We start from the raw sequence: 20,234 nt of genomic DNA on the forward strand, positions 1-20,234 counted from the left end.
AGTTTGAAAATATTGCTGTTTAGTTTTTATTACACACCAGACCTGTGCGCTGGCTCTTTTCGCATGGCTGCTTTAGTTGAACAGTTACGACAGCTACCTGATGTAGAGCTAGAAATTATAACTACGATGCCTAATAGGTATTCTACCTTTAAGTCTAAGGCGCTCCCGTTAGAGAAAGATAAAAATGTAACTATACATAGAGTCCCTTTACCGTCTCATCAAAGTGGAATGCTAGACCAGATAAAAGCTTTTTATACTTATTTCAAAGCGGCAATTCAGTTAACAAAAGGTAAAAAATACGACTTGGTTTTTGGAACAAGTTCTCGACTGTTTACAGCTTTTCTTTCGGCATGGGTAGCTAAGTCGAAAAAGTTGCCTCTTTATCTTGATGTGCGAGACATATTCGTAGATACAATTAAAGATATACTTAGCCCTAAAATTGTTTGGTTCATGAAGCCAGTGTTAAGCCTTGTAGAAAAATACGCTTTTCACAGTGCGCAACATATAAACTTAGTTTCCGAAGGTTTTAAACCCTACTTCGAGAAACGCTATCCCAAGCCAGTCTACAGCTATTTTACAAATGGAATCGATAGTGAGTTTTTAAATAAAAGCGTTTCTTTATCAGAGAGTGAGAAGGGAAAAACGATTAATGTACTTTATGCTGGCAACATCGGTGAGGGGCAGGGTCTTCAGTCAATTATTCCTGCTCTTGCCAAGGGCGCTGGAGAAAGATACCAATTTAAAATCATCGGCGATGGCGGGAGAAAAGCACAATTACAGGAAGCATGTTCTGAGATAAACAATGTGAGTTTAGCACCGCCTGTATCCAGACAAGAACTGGTTGATGAATATTTAGCGGCGGATGTTCTATTTCTTCACTTGAACGATTACCCCGCTTTTAAGAAGGTACTTCCCTCAAAGTTGTTTGAATATGGTGCGATAGGAAAGCCGATATTGGCAGGGGTACAAGGGTATGCTGCCAAGTTTCTCAACGAGCATATGAGCAACTGTGAAGTTTTCATGCCAAATGATTCCAAGCAGGGGGTTGAGGCGCTTTTGGCGCTAGAAATAAAGAATACCGAAAGGCCCGAATTCATCCAAAAATTCGCCCGTACCAATATCATGAAAGAGATGTCAGTGTCTATTGTAGCTACGGGTAGGTCTTAATGAATAAAGTGTTGGTAACCGGCGCTTCTGGTTTTGTCGGTGGTCAGTTAGTGAACTGCTTGGATAAAAAAAACATTAGCTTTGAAATTTTAGGAAGGCGAGATGTTCACGGTGGCAAGTTCCCCTTCTCAAGTACCGGTTTTCTGAAAGATGACTTTTACTATGATGTTCTAGAAGGGGTAAGTACTGTAGTCCACTGTGCAGCACGTGTTCATGTAATGGATGAAACGGCTGCAAACCCGTTAGAGGAATTTCGTGCATTCAACGTCGAAGCAACGCTCTCTTTAGCGCGACAAGCTGCAGAGAAAGGTGTTAAACGCTTCATTTTCTTAAGTACAATTAAAGTTAATGGCGAAACCACTACAGGTTCTAAGCCCTTTTCAGCATTCGATATACCGCACCCAGTAGATCCTTACGGAGTATCTAAAGCTGAAGCGGAATCAGGGTTAAAGTCAATAGCCGAACAGTACGGCATGGAATTCGTTATAATTAGGCCTCCGTTGGTTTACGGGCCCGGTGTAAAAGCTAACTTTGCAGCATTGATGGCGGCAGTAAACAGAAAAATGCCTTTGCCATTACGAATGATTAAACACAATAGGCGAAGCATGGTTTCGGTGGTTAATTTAGTCGACCTTATCGTCACCTGTTTAGAGCACCCGGCAGCTAGAAATGAGGTATTCTTGGTAAGCGATGATGAAGATATTTCCACGTCTACAATGGTTGCGTTAATGGCTCGGGCTTGCGGAAAACCAAACTTTGCCCTTCCACTACCCGCAGCAATATTTAAGTTAGCTGGGGCTGTTCTAAATAAGGCTGACATGGTGGATAGGTTAGTAGGGTCATTACAGTTAGATATCAGTCATACAAAAGAGACATTGAGTTGGTCTCCACCTCAAACCATCGAGGATGGCTTCGCTGCTACCTTTAATTGGTTACATCAATCTTAGTTTATTTAATAGAAGTTTTTAATGATGCGTACGCTCGATATATTTTTTTCTTTCATAGGTCTTGTTTTTGGTTTTCCGATTCTTGCCGTTCTATTTATCATCGGTCTTTTCGATACAGGGTCTCCTGTTTTTACTCAAGAGCGGGTTGGCCGAAACAAAAAGCCATTCACACTCGTTAAATTTAGAACAATGAAGGTAGATACCGCTTCAGTGGCAAGTCATTTAGCAAGCAGCGCCTCCATTACGAAATTTGGTCATTTTTTAAGAAAAACCAAACTAGATGAGTTGCCACAGCTTTGGAATGTTCTTAAAGGTGAGATGAGCCTTGTTGGCCCCCGTCCAGGCCTTTTCAACCAAGAAGAGCTAACGCAGGCGCGAGAACGTCAAAACGTATTTTCTGTTCGTCCAGGGATAACGGGCCTTGCTCAAGTGAACGAAATTGATATGTCAACGCCAGAACTTCTTGCAAAAACGGATCGCGAAATGATCGACAACCTCTCGGTAGGTGCTTATTTTAGGTATATACTTATGACAGTTACAGGAAGTGGAAGCGGCGACCGAGTTGGTAAGTAATAAAGTTTTTTTGAATTCACTCAAGTCAGAATTTCGTTTCTAAGCCAAACTTTCACGATTCATGTTTTCTAGTTTTTTGCTTTCCATTTATTAAGGTAGTTTTTGTGAATAAGTTTCTTAAACAACTTTTCTCGTTACCAAGGGCTTACAAGAGGTTAATAACGCTTACTATCGATGCGTTATTTATAACAGCCTCTTTCTGGGCCGCACTAATAATTCGTTTAGACTCTCTCTCTCCACTCGCAGAGAGTGGATACTGGCTTATATTATCGGCACTAGTACCCATTAGCATCTTCGCTTTTGTTAAGTTTGGGCTTTATCGAGCTGTGCTTCGTTATGTGGGAATCAACGCGTTAAGTGCAGTCATTGGCGGTGTGGTGGCATCATGCGTTGTCTTGGTAGCAGTTTCGTTTTTCTCACATATTGGTGTACCTCGTACCGTTCCGGTTATCTTTGCCTCGTTTTCTTTGCTGTTAATTGGTGGAAGCAGAATAGTAGTGCGAGCTTTAGTTGGAAAAGTTAGCTCGTCAAATCGAAAGCCAGTTATTATTTACGGTTCGGGTTCTGCTGGCCGACAGTTAGCATTAGCGCTTCGCCATGGTGCTGAATACAGGGTTGTTGCGTTTGTCGATGATGATAAGAACAAACAAGGCTCTACAATAGAAGGCCATTTGGTACACTCTGTCGACGAACTCAAAATACTTGTTGAGCACGAACATGTTCAAAAAATACTTCTGGCGTTACCAAGCACCTCACGCGCTACACGAAAAAACATTCTGCAAAAGTTAGAAAAGTACTCTGTAAAAGTACAGACGATTCCCGGGATGTCTGATGTTGTTGCAGGCGCCGTCGAGGTTGATCAAGTCAAAGACGTTGAGGTAGAAGACCTTTTAGGGCGAGACCCAGTTTCACCTAAAACAGGGCTCATGCATGCCGATATCAAAGATAAGGTTGTAATGGTTACAGGTGCTGGTGGTTCTATTGGCTCTGAACTCTGCCGTCAAATTGTAAAAAATCAACCTAACAAAGTCGTATTGTTCGAGCTTTCCGAGTTTGCTTTATATTCAATAGAGCGTGAGTTAAGCCAGTATGTTGAGAGCCGTTCGTTAAGAATAGAAATCTTGCCTATTATGGGGTCTGTTCAGCGTCAGAATAGATTAGAAACAGTAATGGACGCCTTCGGCGTTCAAACCGTTTACCATGCCGCTGCTTATAAGCACGTTCCTCTGGTAGAGCATAACGTGGTTGAAGGTGTAAGAAATAATATTTTCGGTACGCTTTATACAGCCCAAGCAGCAATAAAAAATAACGTTGAAACATTTGTACTGGTGTCTACCGACAAAGCAGTTCGGCCCACTAATGTAATGGGCACTACAAAGCGTATGTCTGAATTGGTATTGCAGGCATTAGCGGAAGAGCAATCTAACACTCGTTTTTGTATGGTGCGCTTTGGTAATGTATTAGGGTCTTCTGGTTCGGTTGTGCCATTATTTAGAAAGCAAATTAAACAAGGTGGGCCGGTAACGCTTACGCACCAAGATATAACCCGTTACTTTATGACCATACCAGAAGCAGCGCAGTTAGTTATTCAAGCGGGTGCTATGGGCATGGGAGGCGATGTGTTCGTACTCGATATGGGCGACCCAGTTAAAATTAAAGATTTAGCCACAAAAATGATTCACTTATCTGGCTTTACGGTAAAAGATGACAAAACCCCAGACGGCGACATTGAAATACAATGTACAGGCCTTCGTCCTGGAGAGAAGTTGTACGAAGAGTTATTAATTGGTGATAATGTGGAAGGCACTACGCACGAACGCATTATGACAGCCCATGAAAATAAGCTCACTTGGCCTGAATTAAAAGTTATTTTAAATAGTTTAGATGAGGCGTGCCATAACTTTGAACATGAGCGAATTCGGGACATTTTGCTGAAAGCGCCGACTGGTTTTGCTCCAACCGATGAAATATGCGATTTAGTATGGTTAGAACGGCAGTTAGCGAGCACTAAAAAAGCCGAAGAGTTAAAGCTTACCCACTAATCAACTTTTTTATCCTATAACAAACTGGATTTGTTCATGCGCCCTAGTAGTTTACGTTTACTGATAGCAGCTTGTTTCGCTACCAGTGGTCTCTATTCCCACTCTGTATATAGTGCAGGTGTGTCGCCTTACTTGCCTTTGAACTTACCAAGTCATATTGCACAAAAGATAGAAAGACTGGCTATTGTTGCTGGCGAAACGTCGTTAAATAAGCCCTATAAAATAGCCCAGGTCACCGCCCTTGCGCGCAAAATTCAAAACACGCACCCGCTGCTATACAGAGATATCGCCCCCTATTTGCGTAATCATAAAGACCGCACTAGCACCAGCTTAATGCAGGTGTCGCTGGCATCTAGCAATAACAGTGTTAGCAACCCATACCATTTTGGTGCAGATGGGGAAAATAACTTTCTTTTAGAAACCGCTGGCTATGCAATGTACTCCGATCATTTAGGGGTAAGTGCCAATGCTATTGTAAGCGAAAGTCGCCTAAACAAAGCTCAGGCAATGGTGCATTTTGGCCTTGATGTTTTCCAACTAGATATAGGGTATAAGTCGCGCTGGTGGTCGGTGGGGCGCATTAACTCTCTGCTACTCTCGAACGAATCCGAAGCTTTTGCGAGCGTGTCGGCTAGCAACGTTGCGCCTATAAGTATGCTGGATATTAATTACGAAGTGTTTGCCGGCAAGTTAAACAATAAACAAGACGTGATATCTGGTGATGTACTAGAGCAAGATGAACCATACATAACAGGCGTAGCATTGAGTATATCTCCTATTGAACAGGTTACTCTTGGTTTTGCTCATACTACCGTATTCGGTGGCGGTTTGAGAGACGCTGGGGGGAGTGCGTTTTATGATGCCCTTGTTAGTAATGGTTTAGATAATGCAGCCAATACCCCCTATAATAATACCCAAGCTGAAAGGCGTTACGCATTGCAAGCCAGATATAACCACGAGGTTATGGGCTTCCATTACTCATTATATGGTGAGCATGTTACGAAAAAGGTGTTAGGTGGTACCGGCGACCAGCCGAATGCGGCTACCATAGGCCTTTATTTTCCAGTTATTAAAGATAGCGCTCTTAGAATTGAAGCAACGCGTTACGACCAAGGTTTTTACAACAGCGATATTTATAACAATGGCTATCAGGATAATGAAAAGTCGTTAGCACATTTTATGGCAACTAAGGCGCAAAACACGTCTGCGAAAAGCGTAATGGCGCAATGGTTTTGGTCGATGAATGCTGATGATAGCTTAACTACCACATTGGGTTGGTCTCGAGTGGCATTGCTAGCAGAAGACTCAAGAGAGATTGGTAACTCAGGCTTAAATTTCAGTGCTGATTACCGGTCTCGTTTTGAAAATTTGTATTGGGGCGTAGAAGCCTCTTATGGCTTAGATACAGTGGGTGAGCAGGTCTATAGAGTTGCGTTTTACTTGGGTTTACCTTAGCAATGTTATCTGCTCGTTGAATTGCATGTGAAGTGGGTTACCTCAAAGTATGTGCGCTGGACCAGTATGTTTGTTAAAAAATAAGTTTTTTAGTTATTACCTCACAATAAATACATATCCTTATTGTTTTGAAACCACGTTTCATTACAATAACGCGGTTAAACTAAAGTTGTATGACTAGTATTTATGTGGAGTAAAAGGAATGTGTGGAATTGTAGGCGCAGTAGCCGAACGGAATGTGGTTGAAATACTGCTTGAGGGCCTAAAAAGGCTAGAGTACAGAGGATACGATTCTGCAGGGGTAGCGCTACTAAACGATGACGGCGTTCTAAAGCGTATTCGTGAAGTAGGTAAGGTACATAAGCTTGCAGAAGCAGTAGATCGAGAAGGAGCTCCTGGTACTACAGGTATTGCGCACACAAGATGGGCTACCCATGGTGGGGTTACCGAAAATAATGCGCATCCGCACTTTTCTTCTAGCCGCGTAGCGGTAGTCCATAACGGTATCATCGAAAACTATGTGCCTCTTCGTAAATCGCTAACTAGTCAGGGTTATACCTTTACCAGCGATACTGACACCGAAACTATCGCTCACGTTGTTCACAGCCTGCTAGATAATGGCAATTCACTTTTAGAGGCTGTCAAACAAGCCGTTACGCATTTTACAGGCGCGTACGGTACGGTTGTTATCGATAAAGAAGCCCCTGATAAAATGGTAGTAGCTCGCTCTGGCAGCCCCCTTGTTATTGGTTTAGGGCTTGGTGAAAACTTTATTGCATCTGATCAACTAGCGCTATTACCCGTAACTCGCCGTTTTATTTTCTTGGAAGAAGGTGATGTTGCCGAAGTTACACGCCGCGAAGTTACGATTTATGATAAAAATGGCGAACGTGTAGAGCGCGAAATTGTTGAGTCGACCATAGAACATGATGCAGGCGACAAAGCTGGCTATCGCCATTACATGTTACAAGAAATACATGAACAACCAGCGGTAATAAGAAATACACTTCAAGATAGAATCGACAATTTGCATAATGTTGATGCGCTGTTTGGTGCAGGTGCAGAACACATTCTTAAAAAGGTAAAGCATGTGCAAATTATTGCATGTGGAACAAGTTACCATGCGGGAATGACTGCACGCTATTGGCTAGAAGAGTATGCCAATGTATCGTGTTCAGTAGAAATTGCTTCTGAATTCAGATATAGAAAGTCTGTTGTACATGAAAATAGTTTGCTGGTAACTATTTCTCAAAGTGGCGAAACGGCAGATACGCTAGCTGCGCTACGTTTGGCAAAAGAGCTTGGGTATATGTCGGCACTTACAATCTGTAATGTGCCAGGTTCATCGTTGGTTAGGGAGTCAGACCTCGCGTTTATGACGTTAGCTGGTGCTGAAATTGGTGTGGCGTCTACCAAAGCGTTTACCACACAGTTAACAGCGTTTTTAATGCTTACCCTTTCTATTGGTAAATTTAATGGTTTGCCAGCCAACACAGAGCAAAAGGTAGTTTCAGCAATAAAAACCTTGCCAGGTAAAATTGAGGAAGCACTAAGTACCGCCGATGTCATTGAAGACCTTGCTGAAGAGTTTGCAGACAAAAACCATAGCTTATTTTTAGGTCGAGGCGCACAATATCCTATTGCTATGGAAGGTGCTCTTAAACTTAAGGAAATTTCTTATATCCATGCAGAAGCTTATGCGTCAGGCGAGTTAAAGCATGGGCCATTAGCACTTATCGATGATGAAATGCCGGTTATCGTGGTTGCCCCTAATGACGAGTTGCTTGAAAAGTTAAAGTCTAATGTGGAAGAAGTACGAGCTCGTGGTGGGATTATGTATGTATTTGCCGATGTAGATGCTCATTTTGAAAGCGATGATACAATGCGTGTTATTAACATCCCACACTGCGAGGACATCATTGCCCCCATTGTTTATACGGTGCCGCTTCAATTGCTGTCTTATTATGTTGCCTTAATTAAAGGTACCGACGTAGACCAGCCTCGCAACTTAGCGAAATCGGTAACAGTTGAATAGTTAAGTAATTTATTTTTTAAGGCCATAACTAGCGAAGTTGTGGCCTTTTGTGTTTTAGGAAGTAAAAATGTCTCAGAAGTATTTTGGAACTGATGGAATTCGTGGAAAAGTTGGTGTATTCCCAATGACCCCAGATTTTGTAATGAAACTAGGGTGGGCTGCTGGCGTTGTATTAGCAGCGGAAGGCACAAAGGAAGTGTTGGTTGGCAAAGATACGCGCGCAAGTGGTTATATGCTTGAATCTGCGCTTGAAGCAGGGTTGTCAGCTGCAGGTGTAAACATTGCGCTCGCGGGGCCAATTCCAACACCTGCTGTAGCATACTTAGCATCTACGTTTCGTGCAGATGCAGGTGTAGTAATTAGTGCCTCTCACAATCCATATTATGACAATGGTATAAAATTCTTTGGTAGAAGCGGTGCGAAGCTTGGTGCTGAGCAACAGCAAGCGATTGAAGATAAGCTGCAGTATGCACTGAACAACGGCATTGACTGTGTAAAATCAGAAAGCTTAGGCAAGGCAAGGCGAATAGAGGATGCAGCAGGACGTTATATTGAGTTTTGTAAGGGAACGTTTTCTTCCGAACTCAGCCTTGAAAATTTAACGGTAGTAGTCGATAGCGCAAACGGAGCAGCATATAAAGTTGCGCCTAGTGTGTTTGAAGAGTTAGGTGCCTCAGTCATAAACATCGCCAATACGCCTAACGGTGTGAATATTAATAATGATTGTGGCGCTACTGCTCTCAATTCGTTGAGCAAAGCCGTGGTTGAGCATGGTGCTGATTTGGGTATTGCTATGGACGGTGATGCAGACCGCATTATGCTCGTAGATGGCAATGGTGAGGTGGTTGATGGCGATGAAATACTGTTTTTAATGGCCCGAGAAGCAAAGCAGATTGGTTATAAAGGTGGTGTTGTTGGCACGCTTATGAGCAATTTAGGCTTAGAGTTGGCATTGAAAGACCTTAATATACCTTTTGAGCGAACAAAAGTCGGCGACAGGTATGTCGTAGAAAAGCTTAACGAAACTGGATGGCGCATTGGTGGTGAAACTTCTGGGCATATTCTTAATTTCGACTATGCCTTTACAGGCGACGCAATAATTGCTGCACTTCAAGTGCTCTCTATTGTAGTAAAAAGCGGGTACTCTCTGGCCCAAATAAAACTAGGTATGACCAAGCTACCACAGTGCATGGTGAATGTTAGGCATGAGAGTTTAGATTCTGTTTTGCAGCTTAAGCCGGTAACGGAAGCGGTTGCAGCAATAGAAGAACAGTTGGGTGACAATGGGCGACTAGTACTAAGAAAGTCTGGTACTGAACCTTTAATTCGGGTAATGGTTGAAGCTACAGATAGCAAAACGGCTACATTGTTGGCAAATAAGCTAGCAGATGTAATCAAGGCAAATTAAAGCACCATTGCGCTTCATAAAAATAACTGGGTGAAGTCTGAACGACGAGTAGGAGTTTTGAAGAAACTCTGGCACACTAATCAAAATGTGAGCAATTTGTCAGTGTGCATCTCCGTACTTAAGCGTCGGGTCGTAGGCTCAAAATATTATAAAATGGAAAGTGTATGAAACAGTATAAAGTCGCAGTCGCTGGTACAGGGTACGTAGGGCTTTCAAATGCAGTGCTTCTTGCACAACACAATGAAGTGAAGGCCGTTGATTTAGTTGCTGAAAAAGTGGCAATGCTAAATGACAAAAAGTCACCGATTGAAGACAAAGAGATCTCTGAGTATTTAGCAACAAAAACGCTCAACTTAGAAGCAACGCTAGATGCTGAAGTGGCGTATAAAGATGCTGATTATGTGGTTATCGCCACACCTACCGATTACGACCCACAAACCAACTACTTTAATACGGGCAGCGTAGATGCGGTTATTAAAGCTGTAATGAGCGTAAACCCCAATGCGGTGATGGTAGTGAAGTCTACGGTACCTGTTGGGTTCACCGAAGAAGCTAAAAAGCGCCACGGCACGCAAAATATTATTTTTTCTCCAGAGTTTTTGCGTGAAGGCAAAGCCCTATACGATAACTTATACCCAAGCCGCATTATTGTGGGCGAGCGTAGTGAGCGTGCCGAAGTATTTGCTTCTTTGTTGCAGCAAGGTGCAATAAAAGAAGACATTGAAGTGTTGTTCACAGATAGCACCGAGGCCGAGGCTATTAAGTTGTTCGCGAACACGTATCTGGCGATGCGGGTAGCTTACTTTAATGAACTTGATAGCTATGCTGAGCGCAACGGTTTAGACACCAAGCAAATTATTGAAGGGGTTGGCTTAGACCCTCGCATAGGCAAGCACTACAACAACCCAAGCTTCGGTTACGGCGGTTATTGCCTACCAAAAGATACCAAGCAATTGTTGGCTAACTACAGTGAAGTGCCGAACAATATGATTCAGGCCATTGTAGATGCTAACCGAACGCGTAAAGATTTTATTGCCGATTCGATTGTAAGCCGTGGGCCTAAAATTGTCGGTATTTATCGCTTAATCATGAAAACGGGCTCGGATAACTTCCGCGCCAGTGCTATTCAAGGCATTATGAAGCGTATTAAAGCGAAAGGGATTGAAGTTATTGTATACGAGCCAGTGCTCACAGAAGATGAGTTCTTCCGTTCTCGCGTGGTAAATGACTTAGAGGCCTTTAAGAAAGAATCGGATGTTATTGTGGCAAACCGCGTGACCGACGACATTGCCGATGTGCTTGATAAAGTATACAGCCGTGACCTGTTTGGCGCAGATTAATTGCTAAGTTATAAATTAATGGTTAAGCCATTAAAAAAAAGCCGAGCATACGCTCGGCTTTTTATATGTTACATACCGCTAACGGTTAATCTTCCGAATCGCAGTCTTCTACGTCACCGCCCATTTTTTCTTTCATGGCAACACATGCTTCGTACATTTTCTTTTTAGTTGCATCTGTTAACTCTTCGGCTTTTTCTGCGCCTTCATCCATCATTTCAGAGGCTTTTTCTTTGCCGTCTTCATAGGCGTCAGACGCCATGTCTTTGCCATCTTCGTAGGCTTCTGAAGCGCTATCTTTTGTGTCTTCCCATGTGTCTGCCGCTTTATCTTTGGCATCTTCATAGGCAGCGGCCGTTTTTTCGCCCGCCGCTTTCATTTCTGCTTTAACGTCTTCTTTAGGCGCATCGTTTGCGTCAGAACACGCGGTTACGCCAAATACAGCCACTAATAATGCTAGCGCTATTGTTTGTGTTTTCATTGTGAAACTCCATTTTTGCTGAATTCAGGTAGGTATGGCGTAAAGGTTTATAAAACGGAGTACGCCGTCATCAGCTAAAAAATAAGGAAGCCCCTTTATTTTTACTGACACCTACAAGTTACAGGGTAAATAAGCTAATTAGTAGTAATTTATGACGCGAGATAGTAGAAAACCTTTAGCGATTGAAAAAGCCTTGAATGTTGCCTTGGGGTAAGTGCTCGCAAGTGTCAGGTAATTTTACATTAGCAATTTTTGAACGCCTTCCATAAGTGTTAGTTGTTGTTTTTACGGTATAAAAAATATGGTACTAAAAATGCTATACCTATATTGCAAAGTCCTATGATGATTAAAAGAGGTAGTAATACATGGGTAATAAAATGAAAACAATTAAAATGATGCTTGGCGTGATTGTAGCTAGTTTAAGCTTAAGCGCTAATGCTTCATTGATTAGCGTTGGAACGTTCACCGGTGGTGACAGCGGCGAAGGCTTAGACCTTTCGGGTAACTTTACATACGCTGTAAACGTATTTGGTAACGGTGGTTTTTCAATTGGTGACGCAGCATTTACCAATGATTCAGTGTCTGGCGTTTCAATTAGTGCGGTAAATGCTATTTCAAATTGGCACAATGCAAACTACGGTAGTACTACAAACGACAATAACCTAGAGACGGTTATGCGTTCTATACGTTGGAGCCCTCGCGCGGTTAGTGGAGGCCAGGTGCGCGACGATGTAGTCACTATCGATTTAGCTAATTTGACGGTTGGTTCAACATACTCACTACAGCTTTTATTCGCAGAGACATGTTGTACTCGCGGCTTTGATGTGGCGTTTGAAGGTACACAAGCGGTTGATGATTTTTCACCATATACCGTACAGGGTTCAGGTCTTAATACGTCAGCAACTAATATACCTACAGTCGGTGCGTTTATTCGTTACGATTTTACCGCCCAAGATTCAATCTTGAATATTGCTTTTGGCGGGGCAGCACCTTTTAATGATAACAACCCAATTATTAACGGGTTCACATTAGAAGCGACAGAAGTATCTGCACCTTCAACACTTGCGTTGTTTGCGTTAAGCTTAATCGCATTTGCGCGCATTCGTCGTGCGTAACCGTTCAGCGGTATAGCGTATTTTACTGGTTGAGGCGGTCGTAATTTTACGACCGCTTTTTTACATCATTTTTGCTAGTGCATTATAAAAATCGCTATTCATAAGCTACCTTTAAAAGGTGTTTATGTAGTGTGGCGAATCGATGCCTTCTTTATACAAAACCTTTCCGCAATACGCTAAAGACAGTCGAGATTATTGGCGGGTTAAGCTTGTGTTTCACGCGCTTATTATATCTGCTGCTGTCTTTGCGTTTCTGTCTGTCGAGAATATCCTATTTTCGAAAGTTCCTAGCCTAATATGGCTAGACACCTTGGGGTGCTTATTTTCTGTTTTACTGTACTTATGGTTTCGACGGTCGGGGAATATCGCATTAAGTGCTTGCTTAGTAACATTGCATATCACACTGCTTATCGTCATTTACCTGTGTATTAAACAAGGCAGTTCGCTGTCTATTTTGTGGGTAACCGTTATTCCGCCTCTGGCCTTCTTTTTGGTAGGGGGAGTGAGCGGTGCCATTGTGTCCCTTCTGGCATTTTTCATTGCGGCGTATTTTGTGGTTGTTCAAATTAATCAGCCGGTGGCAGTGCCGCTTACCTATACGGCCCTTAGCAATGTGGTTGAGGTGTTTCTTGTTTATTTGCTCATTTTTAAGTTTTACGAACGCACCCGAGAAGCAGGTTATGCACAAATAGAACAGCAGCATCAGAAGTTGGTCATGCTAGCGCGCACGGATGGGTTAACAGGCTTACTTAAACGCGAGACATTTGAAGAACAGTTCACCCATACAATGGCGCGTTATGCGTCGGTGCCTAATGTGTTGGTTGTCATGGATATAGATCATTTCAAACAGATAAATGATACTCAAGGCCATGCAGGTGGCGACAAAGTGCTGCAAACGTTTGCCGCGTTATTGCTTAAGAATATGCGCAAAACCGACATACTTGCACGATGGGGAGGAGAGGAGTTCATCGCATTGCTCCCCAATACGTCACTACACGATGCCAATGAATTGGTAAATCGTTGGCGCGAATACTTTGAAAGTGAAAAGGTACAGCAACTAACGGTGTCGATGAGTGCAGGAATTGCCTTATGCAGCCAAGATGAAGCACTTAAACATGTATTTGAGCGGGCTGATAAGGCACTTTATGAAGCTAAACGTAATGGCAGGAACCGTGTGGTGGTTAGCCATTCTGCCCCAGCACCTGCCTCGATTGGTGAATAATATCGTCTGCAATAGCATGATCTGAGTGCGCCTTTCCCGATATGGCATAATACCGTTCGCTTACACTAGGGGCTTCGCCAATACAGTGCACCTGATATTGGGTTTCAACGTGCGGGGCAATCGCCGACGGTGCGCAAAATACACCGAAGTTTTCACTTCCAAATAGTTTAAGCAGCGCGCTGTCGTCAAATTCAGCGACGATCGTGGGAAACAGTTGCTCAGTTTCAAGCCAGCTGGCTAGCGACAAATGAATACCTGAGGTATCACCAGGAAACAGCAGCGGCATGTCGTTTAAGCACTGCGGAAATGTTTGTTGTGGTGTAAGCGGCGTTTTGGCAAAGAAACTAATATGCGTTTCACCCAGAAAGTAGCTGTTTGCATTTACACGCGTGCCTGGGGCAATGCCCCTATCGGCTATAATGAAGTCGATAGCATTAATTGCCAGTTCTTTAAGAAGCGCATCGAAGCTGTCTTCTTTTATGACATACTTCACGTTAGCGTGTTTGCGCATTGTGGTATGCACAAAATCGTAAAAAAGAACTTTAGGGATACCATTAGTAATACCTATCACGAATTCTCGCGTAGTATGTTCATGCGATGTTTTCAGCAGTTCAGCGAGTTGACTGCCTTTTTGAAATATTTCACTGGCATACTGGTACGCAAGTTTACCTTTTGCGTTAAGATACAAGCGTTTGTTTATTCTGTCGAAAAGTGAATAACCTAGTTGGTTTTCAAACGTGCTTAGCTGCCCGCTAACGGTTTGGGGCGTAACGTGAAGTAACTTAGCCGCCTTCGCGACGCTACCCTCACGGCCAATGAGATAAAAATAGTACAGATGATGATAGTTTAAGTGATGCATAATCAGCTTTAATCGATGAAGTATGAAGAATATAACAGATTTATTCTTATTTTTGGTTCGATTATAGTACACATACGGTTAATTAGTGTTTTAAGTAGGGATCATGGGAAAAGCAATAGATTTAAAAGTAACCAAACGAACACTTTTTAAGTTATTAAAACCGGAAGTCAGTTTTTTCTGGGTGGCCATTGCGTATGGTGTGGCAATCAGTTTTATGACGCTGGCAGTACCTATTGCCGTTCAAACGCTTATTAATAGTATTGCAAACATTGGCTCTACCCGGGCGGTTGTTATTCTTGCGTCTGTGTTATTTATGACGCTGTTTGTATCTGGTGTGTTTAGCGCCCTTAGAATGCGCATAATGGAATATTACGAGCGTAAGGTATATGCGCGGCTTACCGCCGATTTAAGTTTAAAAACGATTATGGCGCCACATAGCTTTTTTGAGGGACGGCAAAACATTACGCTTACCCAGCGTTATTTCGACATAATGACACTGCAAAAAAATATTCCTTCACTGATGATTGATGGCTTTGCCCTTATTTTGCAAATGCTGGTGGGCTTTACGTTGGTATCGTTCTATCACCCTGCATTGTTTGCTTTTAATCTGGTACTTATTTTAGTGATGTATTCAGTATGGAAAATTTGGGGGAGAGGGGCGAAGCGCACGGCCATTCAGCTGTCTAATGCTAAGTACAATTCTGCTAAGTGGCTACATGATATTGCCGGTGCTCATGAGTTTTTTAAGTCTGCCGACCATGTGGAGTATGCGGGGCGAAGTACTGAAGCCTTTATCAACGACTACATTCATAAACATAAGCGTCACTTTTACTATACGTTCTCTCAAGTGGTTATGTTTTTATTAATGTATGCAACGGCGAGTGCTGCATTGTTGGGTATTGGTGGTGTATTAGTGGTGCAGGGGCAATTGTCCATCGGCCAACTTGTTGCAGCCGAGCTTATTATGTCAGCGGTATTTCTAGGGCTATCGCGTTTTACGCAATACCTAAAATTGTATTACGAGCTTTATGGTGCGGCAGAAAAATTGGGGCACGCGCTAAGTATGCCACAAGAACAGTTGCACAAAGATTCAGAACACGTGCCGGTGTCATCTAAGTTGGCATTTAAGAATGTTGTACTATCACATGAGGGCGATGCCTGTAAGTTGGATCTTGTACTCAAGCCCGGAAGTCAGTATTTCGTTACCACCGGTAAAAGTTGGGTTCAAAAGCAGCTTCTAGGATATTTAAAGCAATATGAGCGAGTGCCGTCTGGCGACATTATGCTGGGCGATTTAAGCCTTAATGATTACGACACTCATGAATTAAGACAAGCGGTGACCATTCTTGATAGGTCGCTCATTATTGAAGTGTCGCTAGAGCGTTACTTAAAGCTGGCGAAACCAGATGCCACCATTGCTGAAATACGAGCTGCACTCGATATTGTAGAGCTAACCAGCGTGATAGATAACCTGCCTGAAGGCTTATCAACGAAAGTGACAGTATTGGGTGCACCATTACAGCCGCTAGAGTTTTTACTGCTTAAACTGGCCGCTGCTATTATTGCGCAGCCAAAGGTGGTTATTATCAATCAACATTTCGATGCTATTCCTTATGCATTACGTGTTCGTTTGCTTGATAGGCTTAGCGCCCAGCCATTTACCATACTGTATTTTACCAATATTCCATTACCTGAATGCTTTAGCGGTGTATTGAGCCTGTTTGATCATGCAGAAGCCACGCTTTATCAGCATGTAAATAAAAAAAGCGATAGCAGTGCAAAGGAGGAGAGCTAGATGAATACCGCAGAGCGTCGTTTTTTAGACAATATTAGTTCGTTATCCGCACTCCGCGTTCCTAGAGTACACCGCGTAATTTGTGGGATTATTATATTTTTAGTGATTACGTGTGGTTTTGTGCTGTATTTTACGCCGTGGATCCAAACGGCGTATGGCACGGGCATGGTTGACTCACTAGACCCAGAAGACCGCACGCAACCTATTAATGCTTTAGTCGATGGGCAAGTAAAAAAATGGCATGTACGAGAAGGTCAGCAAATAAAAGCAGGCGACCCTATCGTAACGCTTATTGATATTGATGCTGATCGTTTAGAGAAATTGCAGTCGCAGTTATCTGCTGCAAAACTTAAAAATGTGGCGAACGAAACCGCCGTCAAAAATGCTGAGAACAACCTTCAACGGCAAATCTCGCTTCAAGAAGAGGGGTTAGTGTCGCGTAAGGAAGTTGAGCAAGCTCAAATTAAGGTACAAGAATTACGTGCGAAAGCGGCGGCGTCGGTATCCGACATTAATGCCGTAAGTATGACGTTGTCACGCCAATCTACCCAGACCAAAGTAGCGCCGGTTGATGGTACAGTCGTTAGGCTATTGTCTGGTGGCGTATCAACGTTTGTGAATTCAGGTGATGTATTGGGACAATTTATTCCAGCCGATGCAAGACGCAGTGTGCGGGTAACCGTAAGAGGGTTAGATGCGCCACTGGTAAAGCCAGGCGCAAAAGCGCGGCTTCAGTTTGAAGGTTGGCCTGTTTTTCAATTTAGCGGTTGGCCAGGCAGTGCTATCGGTACGTTTGGTGGTGAAGTTGTCTATGTCGAGCCAGTAGCTAATGCCATGGGGGATTTCCAGGTATGGATTAAACCCGACGAAAACGATGTACCGTGGCCTGCAGAAAGCTCTGCGCGTTTAGGCAGTAGAGTGAAAGCGTGGGTGCTACTTGAAGAAGTACGCTTAGGGTATGAAATGTGGCGACAGCTTAACAACTTCCCGCCTCAACCAACATCGGAACCACAAATGTCTAATTCCTCGAGTCCGTCAATATGATAGCGAGGGAGATAAAAATGCGAGTTCGTCTGGCTTGTTTTGCACTAGGCGCAGTATTGTCAGCCAGTAGCGTAGCGCAAACATCTGCTGGGTTACCGGCGCCAACAATCGATGAATTCATTGATAGTATGACGCAGTACCATCCGTATGTGATGGCCATCAACGAAGGAAACTATCAAGCGGCCGCGGAGTTGGAAATTGCGCGTAGTAGCTTTGACCCATTCATTGAGCAAAAAACAAATAGTCGCGTAAGCGGTTATTACAACGGTAGTAGTGCGTCGCAACGCTTTACAAAACCTATTGAAGATTTTAACGGCTCTGTGTTTACCGAGTATCGTATTGCCGATGGAGACTTTCCGTCATACGAGGGAGACTACGATACATTGTCGGGCGGAGAGGCAAGTGTAGGTATGACATTCTCTTTGCTGCAAAACCGTGAGATAGATAAACGCAGGACCGAATTAAGAAACGCAGGTTTAGCTAGTGCGCAGTGGCGCGCACAAGCCACAAGCCTAATTAACGACTTTATTTACAAAGGGATTGCAGAGTATATTTCGTGGTACGAAAGCGCCTTGCAGGTTGAAGCTGTAAACGGGTTACTTGCGAATGCGGCCGAGCGAGAGAAAGCGTTAACGACTCGGGTAGAAAAGGGCGATTTGGCCAATGTTATTCTTACCGAGTTCAGAGCCAACATACTACAACAGCGTTTGCTGGTGGCTGAGTTAAAACAAAAGCGCGATGTTCATGCCCAAATGTTGGCCTTTTACTGGCGTACGCCTCAAGGAGACATGAAGCGGTTAAATGCCACCGTGCCTCCCAAAGATTTGCACTGGCCGTATTGGGTGGGTGGCGCTGAGTTATCTACACTAAGAAAGAGTATTAATAACCACCCTGAACTAAACGTAATGCGGTTAGAGCAAGAGGTGGTGGGCAATAAAGTACAACTTGCCAGTAATGCATTGTTACCCAAGCTTGATATAAAGGCCTCCGTTGCCCGTGATATAGGTTCCGGCCCCAATACGCTTGAGGGCACCGAAAGTAAATTAGGCTTATCGTTCTCGTATCCGTTGGGAAACCGAAAAGCGAAAGCCGAGCGCTCACAGCTTACTTCTAAACAAAGAGAGCTACAGCATAAGCTTGTGTCTACGCAGCAAGCTATTCAGCAGCGTTTTGAACAAGCCTATGTCTATTGGGTGCAGGCGAAGGACATTGCCGAGTTACAAACAGAAAATGCCGCATTAGCAAGAACGCTCTCACGGGTAGAAAAAACACGCTTTGATGCTGGTGACAGCGACATGTTTATTTTGAATGCGCGTGCGCAAAGTGAGATTAGAGCGCAAATGAAAGAAATTACGGCGCGGGTGGATTTATTAAAAGCAGAGCTTAGGCTTTATCGAGAAGCCGCCATGCTTTACACCGCGAACTAGACATAAAAAAAGCGCTACGTTTAAACGTAGCGCTTTTTATGACTTACTATTAACTTCACTCAAATAACAAAACTTACCGAGGCCCTAGCCAAGTAAGCCTTGCCTTACTAATTATCAATAGCGCTGGTGAATTCGGTCTCGGTCATACCCGCCGATAACGCATACTCTTTCAGTTTTACGTCGTTTACACCTGCATGGTGAGCGGTATTCAATATACGAATAACCTGTTCGCGCTGAGTTGAAGACTCTCTAACGGCGGTTTCTACCACCATCTCTGCATCATTAGGGAATATAGCAAGTAGCGCATCAACCACGTATTCGCCAACAAACGGTACAGCATTAAGGGCACTCGTCATAATCTCGACGATTTTGTTTGGGTGCTCTTGAGATAATATCTGCACAATGCTGTCTGCAGAATCAGGCTGGGTTAATACTGCAACGCGTACAATCTCGTCTAAATCTTCGGGGGTGGCGTTTGCAGCAGCCTGAACAACGAAGTCTACATAAGTAGGCTCAGCTCTAATTGCTATTTGCACTATGCTTGGACATGAACTGACTTCTTTCTCAATAGCCAGCTTCACAATTTCTTCTGTAGATGAAGGCTGGGCTGAAACGGCGGCAAAAATGATCTCGCGATATTTTTCTGGATAAATATCAAGTGCGATATCAACAATAGACACCATTTCTTGTGGATAGTGGCCAGCAATAGAACGTATCGCTCTACCTACTGACATAGAGCTATCGACTTGACGCTTTAAAAATGAAGTTTGAAACGCGTGACTCTTTGCATCTTGCTGAGTACTACTTTCTAGATTCCGTTCCGGTGTAACTGTTTCTTCATTTGCAGTTTGTGCATTTACTAAAGCGCTTACGCCTAACACTGGAAGCACTGCGAATATAAATGAAAGCCTACGAAACATATAACCACCTTATAATTATTATGTAATGCAAAAATATCTACCACACAATTGCAGCGCTTTTGCCCCTACACTTTATAGGATATAACCATCCATCCTATTAGTAATTAGTCCTAATTGTCTACTAATTACCACATTTGACTGAAAAATAACCATTCAGTTCAAATTAATCAACTTTTTAGGGTATAGCGCTTGACCTTTAGTTATAAATCCCTAAAATGCGCATCCGCTTCGACAGGAAAGCAAAATTGCTAACCGGTTAAAAGCAAGTCAGTACTATCGCCATAGCGCAGTACTGGCAAGGTTTCAAAGGAAACGCTCTAGAAAATAAATTTTCAAAAAGTGTTGACACGGAAATCGAATCGCGTAGAATGCGCGCCTCGCTTCGAGATGAAGCAGCCGGAAACGGC

Annotated in this window: 16 protein-coding genes; 13 read left to right on the forward strand and 3 right to left on the reverse strand. The window is 43.3% G+C overall.

Annotated features, from left to right (window positions below; genetic code table 11):
• Positions 1-3 precede the first annotated feature (3 nt).
• From AC27EZ_RS14995 to AC27EZ_RS15030, 8 genes are all read left to right on the forward strand, one after another.
• Entirely contained in the window at positions 4-1,167 is a 1,164-nt protein-coding gene (locus AC27EZ_RS14995) for a glycosyltransferase family 4 protein (RefSeq protein ID WP_487136089.1), read from the forward strand.
• On the forward strand, positions 1,167-2,114 hold the full coding sequence (locus tag AC27EZ_RS15000) for a UDP-glucose 4-epimerase family protein (RefSeq protein ID WP_487136090.1): 948 nt from the start codon (positions 1,167-1,169) through the stop codon (positions 2,112-2,114). The genes AC27EZ_RS14995 and AC27EZ_RS15000 overlap by 1 nt, the downstream gene beginning before the upstream one ends.
• A 21-nt stretch (positions 2,115-2,135) precedes the next feature.
• Entirely contained in the window at positions 2,136-2,687 is a 552-nt protein-coding gene (locus tag AC27EZ_RS15005; protein WP_487136091.1) for a sugar transferase, read from the forward strand.
• Positions 2,688-2,791: 104 nt separating this feature from the next.
• Positions 2,792-4,729: a polysaccharide biosynthesis protein gene (locus AC27EZ_RS15010; protein ID WP_487136092.1), complete on the forward strand. Its 1,938-nt coding sequence runs from the start codon at positions 2,792-2,794 to the stop codon at positions 4,727-4,729.
• A 36-nt stretch (positions 4,730-4,765) separates the two neighbouring features.
• On the forward strand, positions 4,766-6,184 hold the full coding sequence (locus AC27EZ_RS15015) for a capsule assembly Wzi family protein (protein ID WP_487136093.1): 1,419 nt from the start codon (positions 4,766-4,768) through the stop codon (positions 6,182-6,184).
• Between the two features lie 202 nt (positions 6,185-6,386).
• A complete protein-coding gene (gene glmS, locus AC27EZ_RS15020; protein WP_487136094.1) occupies positions 6,387-8,219 on the forward strand; it encodes a glutamine--fructose-6-phosphate transaminase (isomerizing) in 1,833 nt (610 codons plus the stop codon).
• Positions 8,220-8,286: 67 nt separating this feature from the next.
• The gene (gene glmM / locus AC27EZ_RS15025; RefSeq protein ID WP_487136095.1) at positions 8,287-9,627 is read left to right on the forward strand and encodes a phosphoglucosamine mutase; all 1,341 of its coding nucleotides are present in this window, start codon (positions 8,287-8,289) and stop codon (positions 9,625-9,627) included.
• Between the two features lie 164 nt (positions 9,628-9,791).
• Positions 9,792-10,967: a nucleotide sugar dehydrogenase gene (locus AC27EZ_RS15030; protein ID WP_487136096.1), complete on the forward strand. Its 1,176-nt coding sequence runs from the start codon at positions 9,792-9,794 to the stop codon at positions 10,965-10,967.
• Positions 10,968-11,052: 85 nt separating this feature from the next.
• On the opposite strand, the gene AC27EZ_RS15035 is transcribed toward AC27EZ_RS15030, so the two are convergent.
• A complete protein-coding gene (locus tag AC27EZ_RS15035; RefSeq protein ID WP_487136097.1) occupies positions 11,053-11,445 on the reverse strand; it encodes a hypothetical protein in 393 nt (130 codons plus the stop codon).
• A 377-nt stretch (positions 11,446-11,822) separates the two neighbouring features.
• Here AC27EZ_RS15035 and AC27EZ_RS15040 point away from each other — a divergent pair, with 377 nt between their 5' ends.
• Together AC27EZ_RS15040 and AC27EZ_RS15045 are read left to right on the forward strand one after the other, a co-directional pair.
• On the forward strand, positions 11,823-12,560 hold the full coding sequence (locus tag AC27EZ_RS15040) for a hypothetical protein (RefSeq protein WP_487136098.1): 738 nt from the start codon (positions 11,823-11,825) through the stop codon (positions 12,558-12,560).
• 142 nt (positions 12,561-12,702) lie between these two features.
• On the forward strand, positions 12,703-13,782 hold the full coding sequence (locus AC27EZ_RS15045) for a GGDEF domain-containing protein (protein ID WP_487136099.1): 1,080 nt from the start codon (positions 12,703-12,705) through the stop codon (positions 13,780-13,782).
• On the opposite strand, the gene AC27EZ_RS15050 is transcribed toward AC27EZ_RS15045, so the two are convergent.
• The gene (locus AC27EZ_RS15050) at positions 13,742-14,641 is read right to left on the reverse strand and encodes a LysR family transcriptional regulator (protein WP_487136100.1); all 900 of its coding nucleotides are present in this window, start codon (positions 14,639-14,641) and stop codon (positions 13,742-13,744) included. The two genes, AC27EZ_RS15045 and AC27EZ_RS15050, sit on opposite strands and share 41 nt — an antisense overlap.
• 103 nt (positions 14,642-14,744) lie before the next feature.
• Here AC27EZ_RS15050 and AC27EZ_RS15055 point away from each other — a divergent pair, with 103 nt between their 5' ends.
• The 3 genes from AC27EZ_RS15055 to AC27EZ_RS15065 are packed head-to-tail and all read left to right on the forward strand — an operon-like array spanning position 14,745 to position 18,907.
• A complete protein-coding gene (locus tag AC27EZ_RS15055; protein WP_487136101.1) occupies positions 14,745-16,436 on the forward strand; it encodes an ABC transporter transmembrane domain-containing protein in 1,692 nt (563 codons plus the stop codon).
• Complete coding sequence (locus tag AC27EZ_RS15060; RefSeq protein ID WP_487136102.1) at positions 16,437-17,480, forward strand: HlyD family secretion protein; 1,044 nt, start codon at positions 16,437-16,439, stop codon at positions 17,478-17,480.
• Positions 17,481-17,497: 17 nt separating this feature from the next.
• Positions 17,498-18,907 carry a TolC family protein gene (locus tag AC27EZ_RS15065; protein WP_487136103.1) on the forward strand — a complete coding sequence of 470 codons (1,410 nt, stop codon included), beginning with the start codon at positions 17,498-17,500 and terminating at the stop codon, positions 18,905-18,907.
• A 107-nt stretch (positions 18,908-19,014) separates the two neighbouring features.
• Here AC27EZ_RS15065 and AC27EZ_RS15070 read toward each other — a convergent pair whose 3' ends face one another.
• On the reverse strand, positions 19,015-19,827 hold the full coding sequence (locus AC27EZ_RS15070; protein WP_487136104.1) for a hypothetical protein: 813 nt from the start codon (positions 19,825-19,827) through the stop codon (positions 19,015-19,017).
• Between the last annotated feature and the right edge of the window lie 407 nt (positions 19,828-20,234).

This window comes from Alteromonas sp. 4NH20-0056 (assembly GCF_057539655.1).

What these genes read in the sequence shown, in the direction of transcription:
- AC27EZ_RS15070 (WP_487136104.1), bottom strand. Translation starts at nt 19,827, where the DNA reads ATGTTTCGTAGGCTTTCATTTATATTCGCAGTGCTTCCAGTGTTAGGC.
- AC27EZ_RS15015 (WP_487136093.1), top strand. Translation starts at nt 4,766, where the DNA reads ATGCGCCCTAGTAGTTTACGTTTACTGATAGCAGCTTGTTTCGCTACC.
- AC27EZ_RS15040 (WP_487136098.1), top strand. Translation starts at nt 11,823, where the DNA reads ATGAAAACAATTAAAATGATGCTTGGCGTGATTGTAGCTAGTTTAAGC.
- AC27EZ_RS15065 (WP_487136103.1), top strand. Translation starts at nt 17,498, where the DNA reads ATGCGAGTTCGTCTGGCTTGTTTTGCACTAGGCGCAGTATTGTCAGCC.
- AC27EZ_RS15060 (WP_487136102.1), top strand. Translation starts at nt 16,437, where the DNA reads ATGAATACCGCAGAGCGTCGTTTTTTAGACAATATTAGTTCGTTATCC.
- AC27EZ_RS15000 (WP_487136090.1), top strand. Translation starts at nt 1,167, where the DNA reads ATGAATAAAGTGTTGGTAACCGGCGCTTCTGGTTTTGTCGGTGGTCAG.
- glmS (WP_487136094.1), top strand. Translation starts at nt 6,387, where the DNA reads ATGTGTGGAATTGTAGGCGCAGTAGCCGAACGGAATGTGGTTGAAATA.
- AC27EZ_RS15035 (WP_487136097.1), bottom strand. Translation starts at nt 11,445, where the DNA reads ATGAAAACACAAACAATAGCGCTAGCATTATTAGTGGCTGTATTTGGC.
- AC27EZ_RS15030 (WP_487136096.1), top strand. Translation starts at nt 9,792, where the DNA reads ATGAAACAGTATAAAGTCGCAGTCGCTGGTACAGGGTACGTAGGGCTT.
- glmM (WP_487136095.1), top strand. Translation starts at nt 8,287, where the DNA reads ATGTCTCAGAAGTATTTTGGAACTGATGGAATTCGTGGAAAAGTTGGT.
- AC27EZ_RS15005 (WP_487136091.1), top strand. Translation starts at nt 2,136, where the DNA reads ATGATGCGTACGCTCGATATATTTTTTTCTTTCATAGGTCTTGTTTTT.
- AC27EZ_RS15050 (WP_487136100.1), bottom strand. Translation starts at nt 14,641, where the DNA reads ATGCATCACTTAAACTATCATCATCTGTACTATTTTTATCTCATTGGC.
- AC27EZ_RS15045 (WP_487136099.1), top strand. Translation starts at nt 12,703, where the DNA reads ATGCCTTCTTTATACAAAACCTTTCCGCAATACGCTAAAGACAGTCGA.
- AC27EZ_RS15055 (WP_487136101.1), top strand. Translation starts at nt 14,745, where the DNA reads ATGGGAAAAGCAATAGATTTAAAAGTAACCAAACGAACACTTTTTAAG.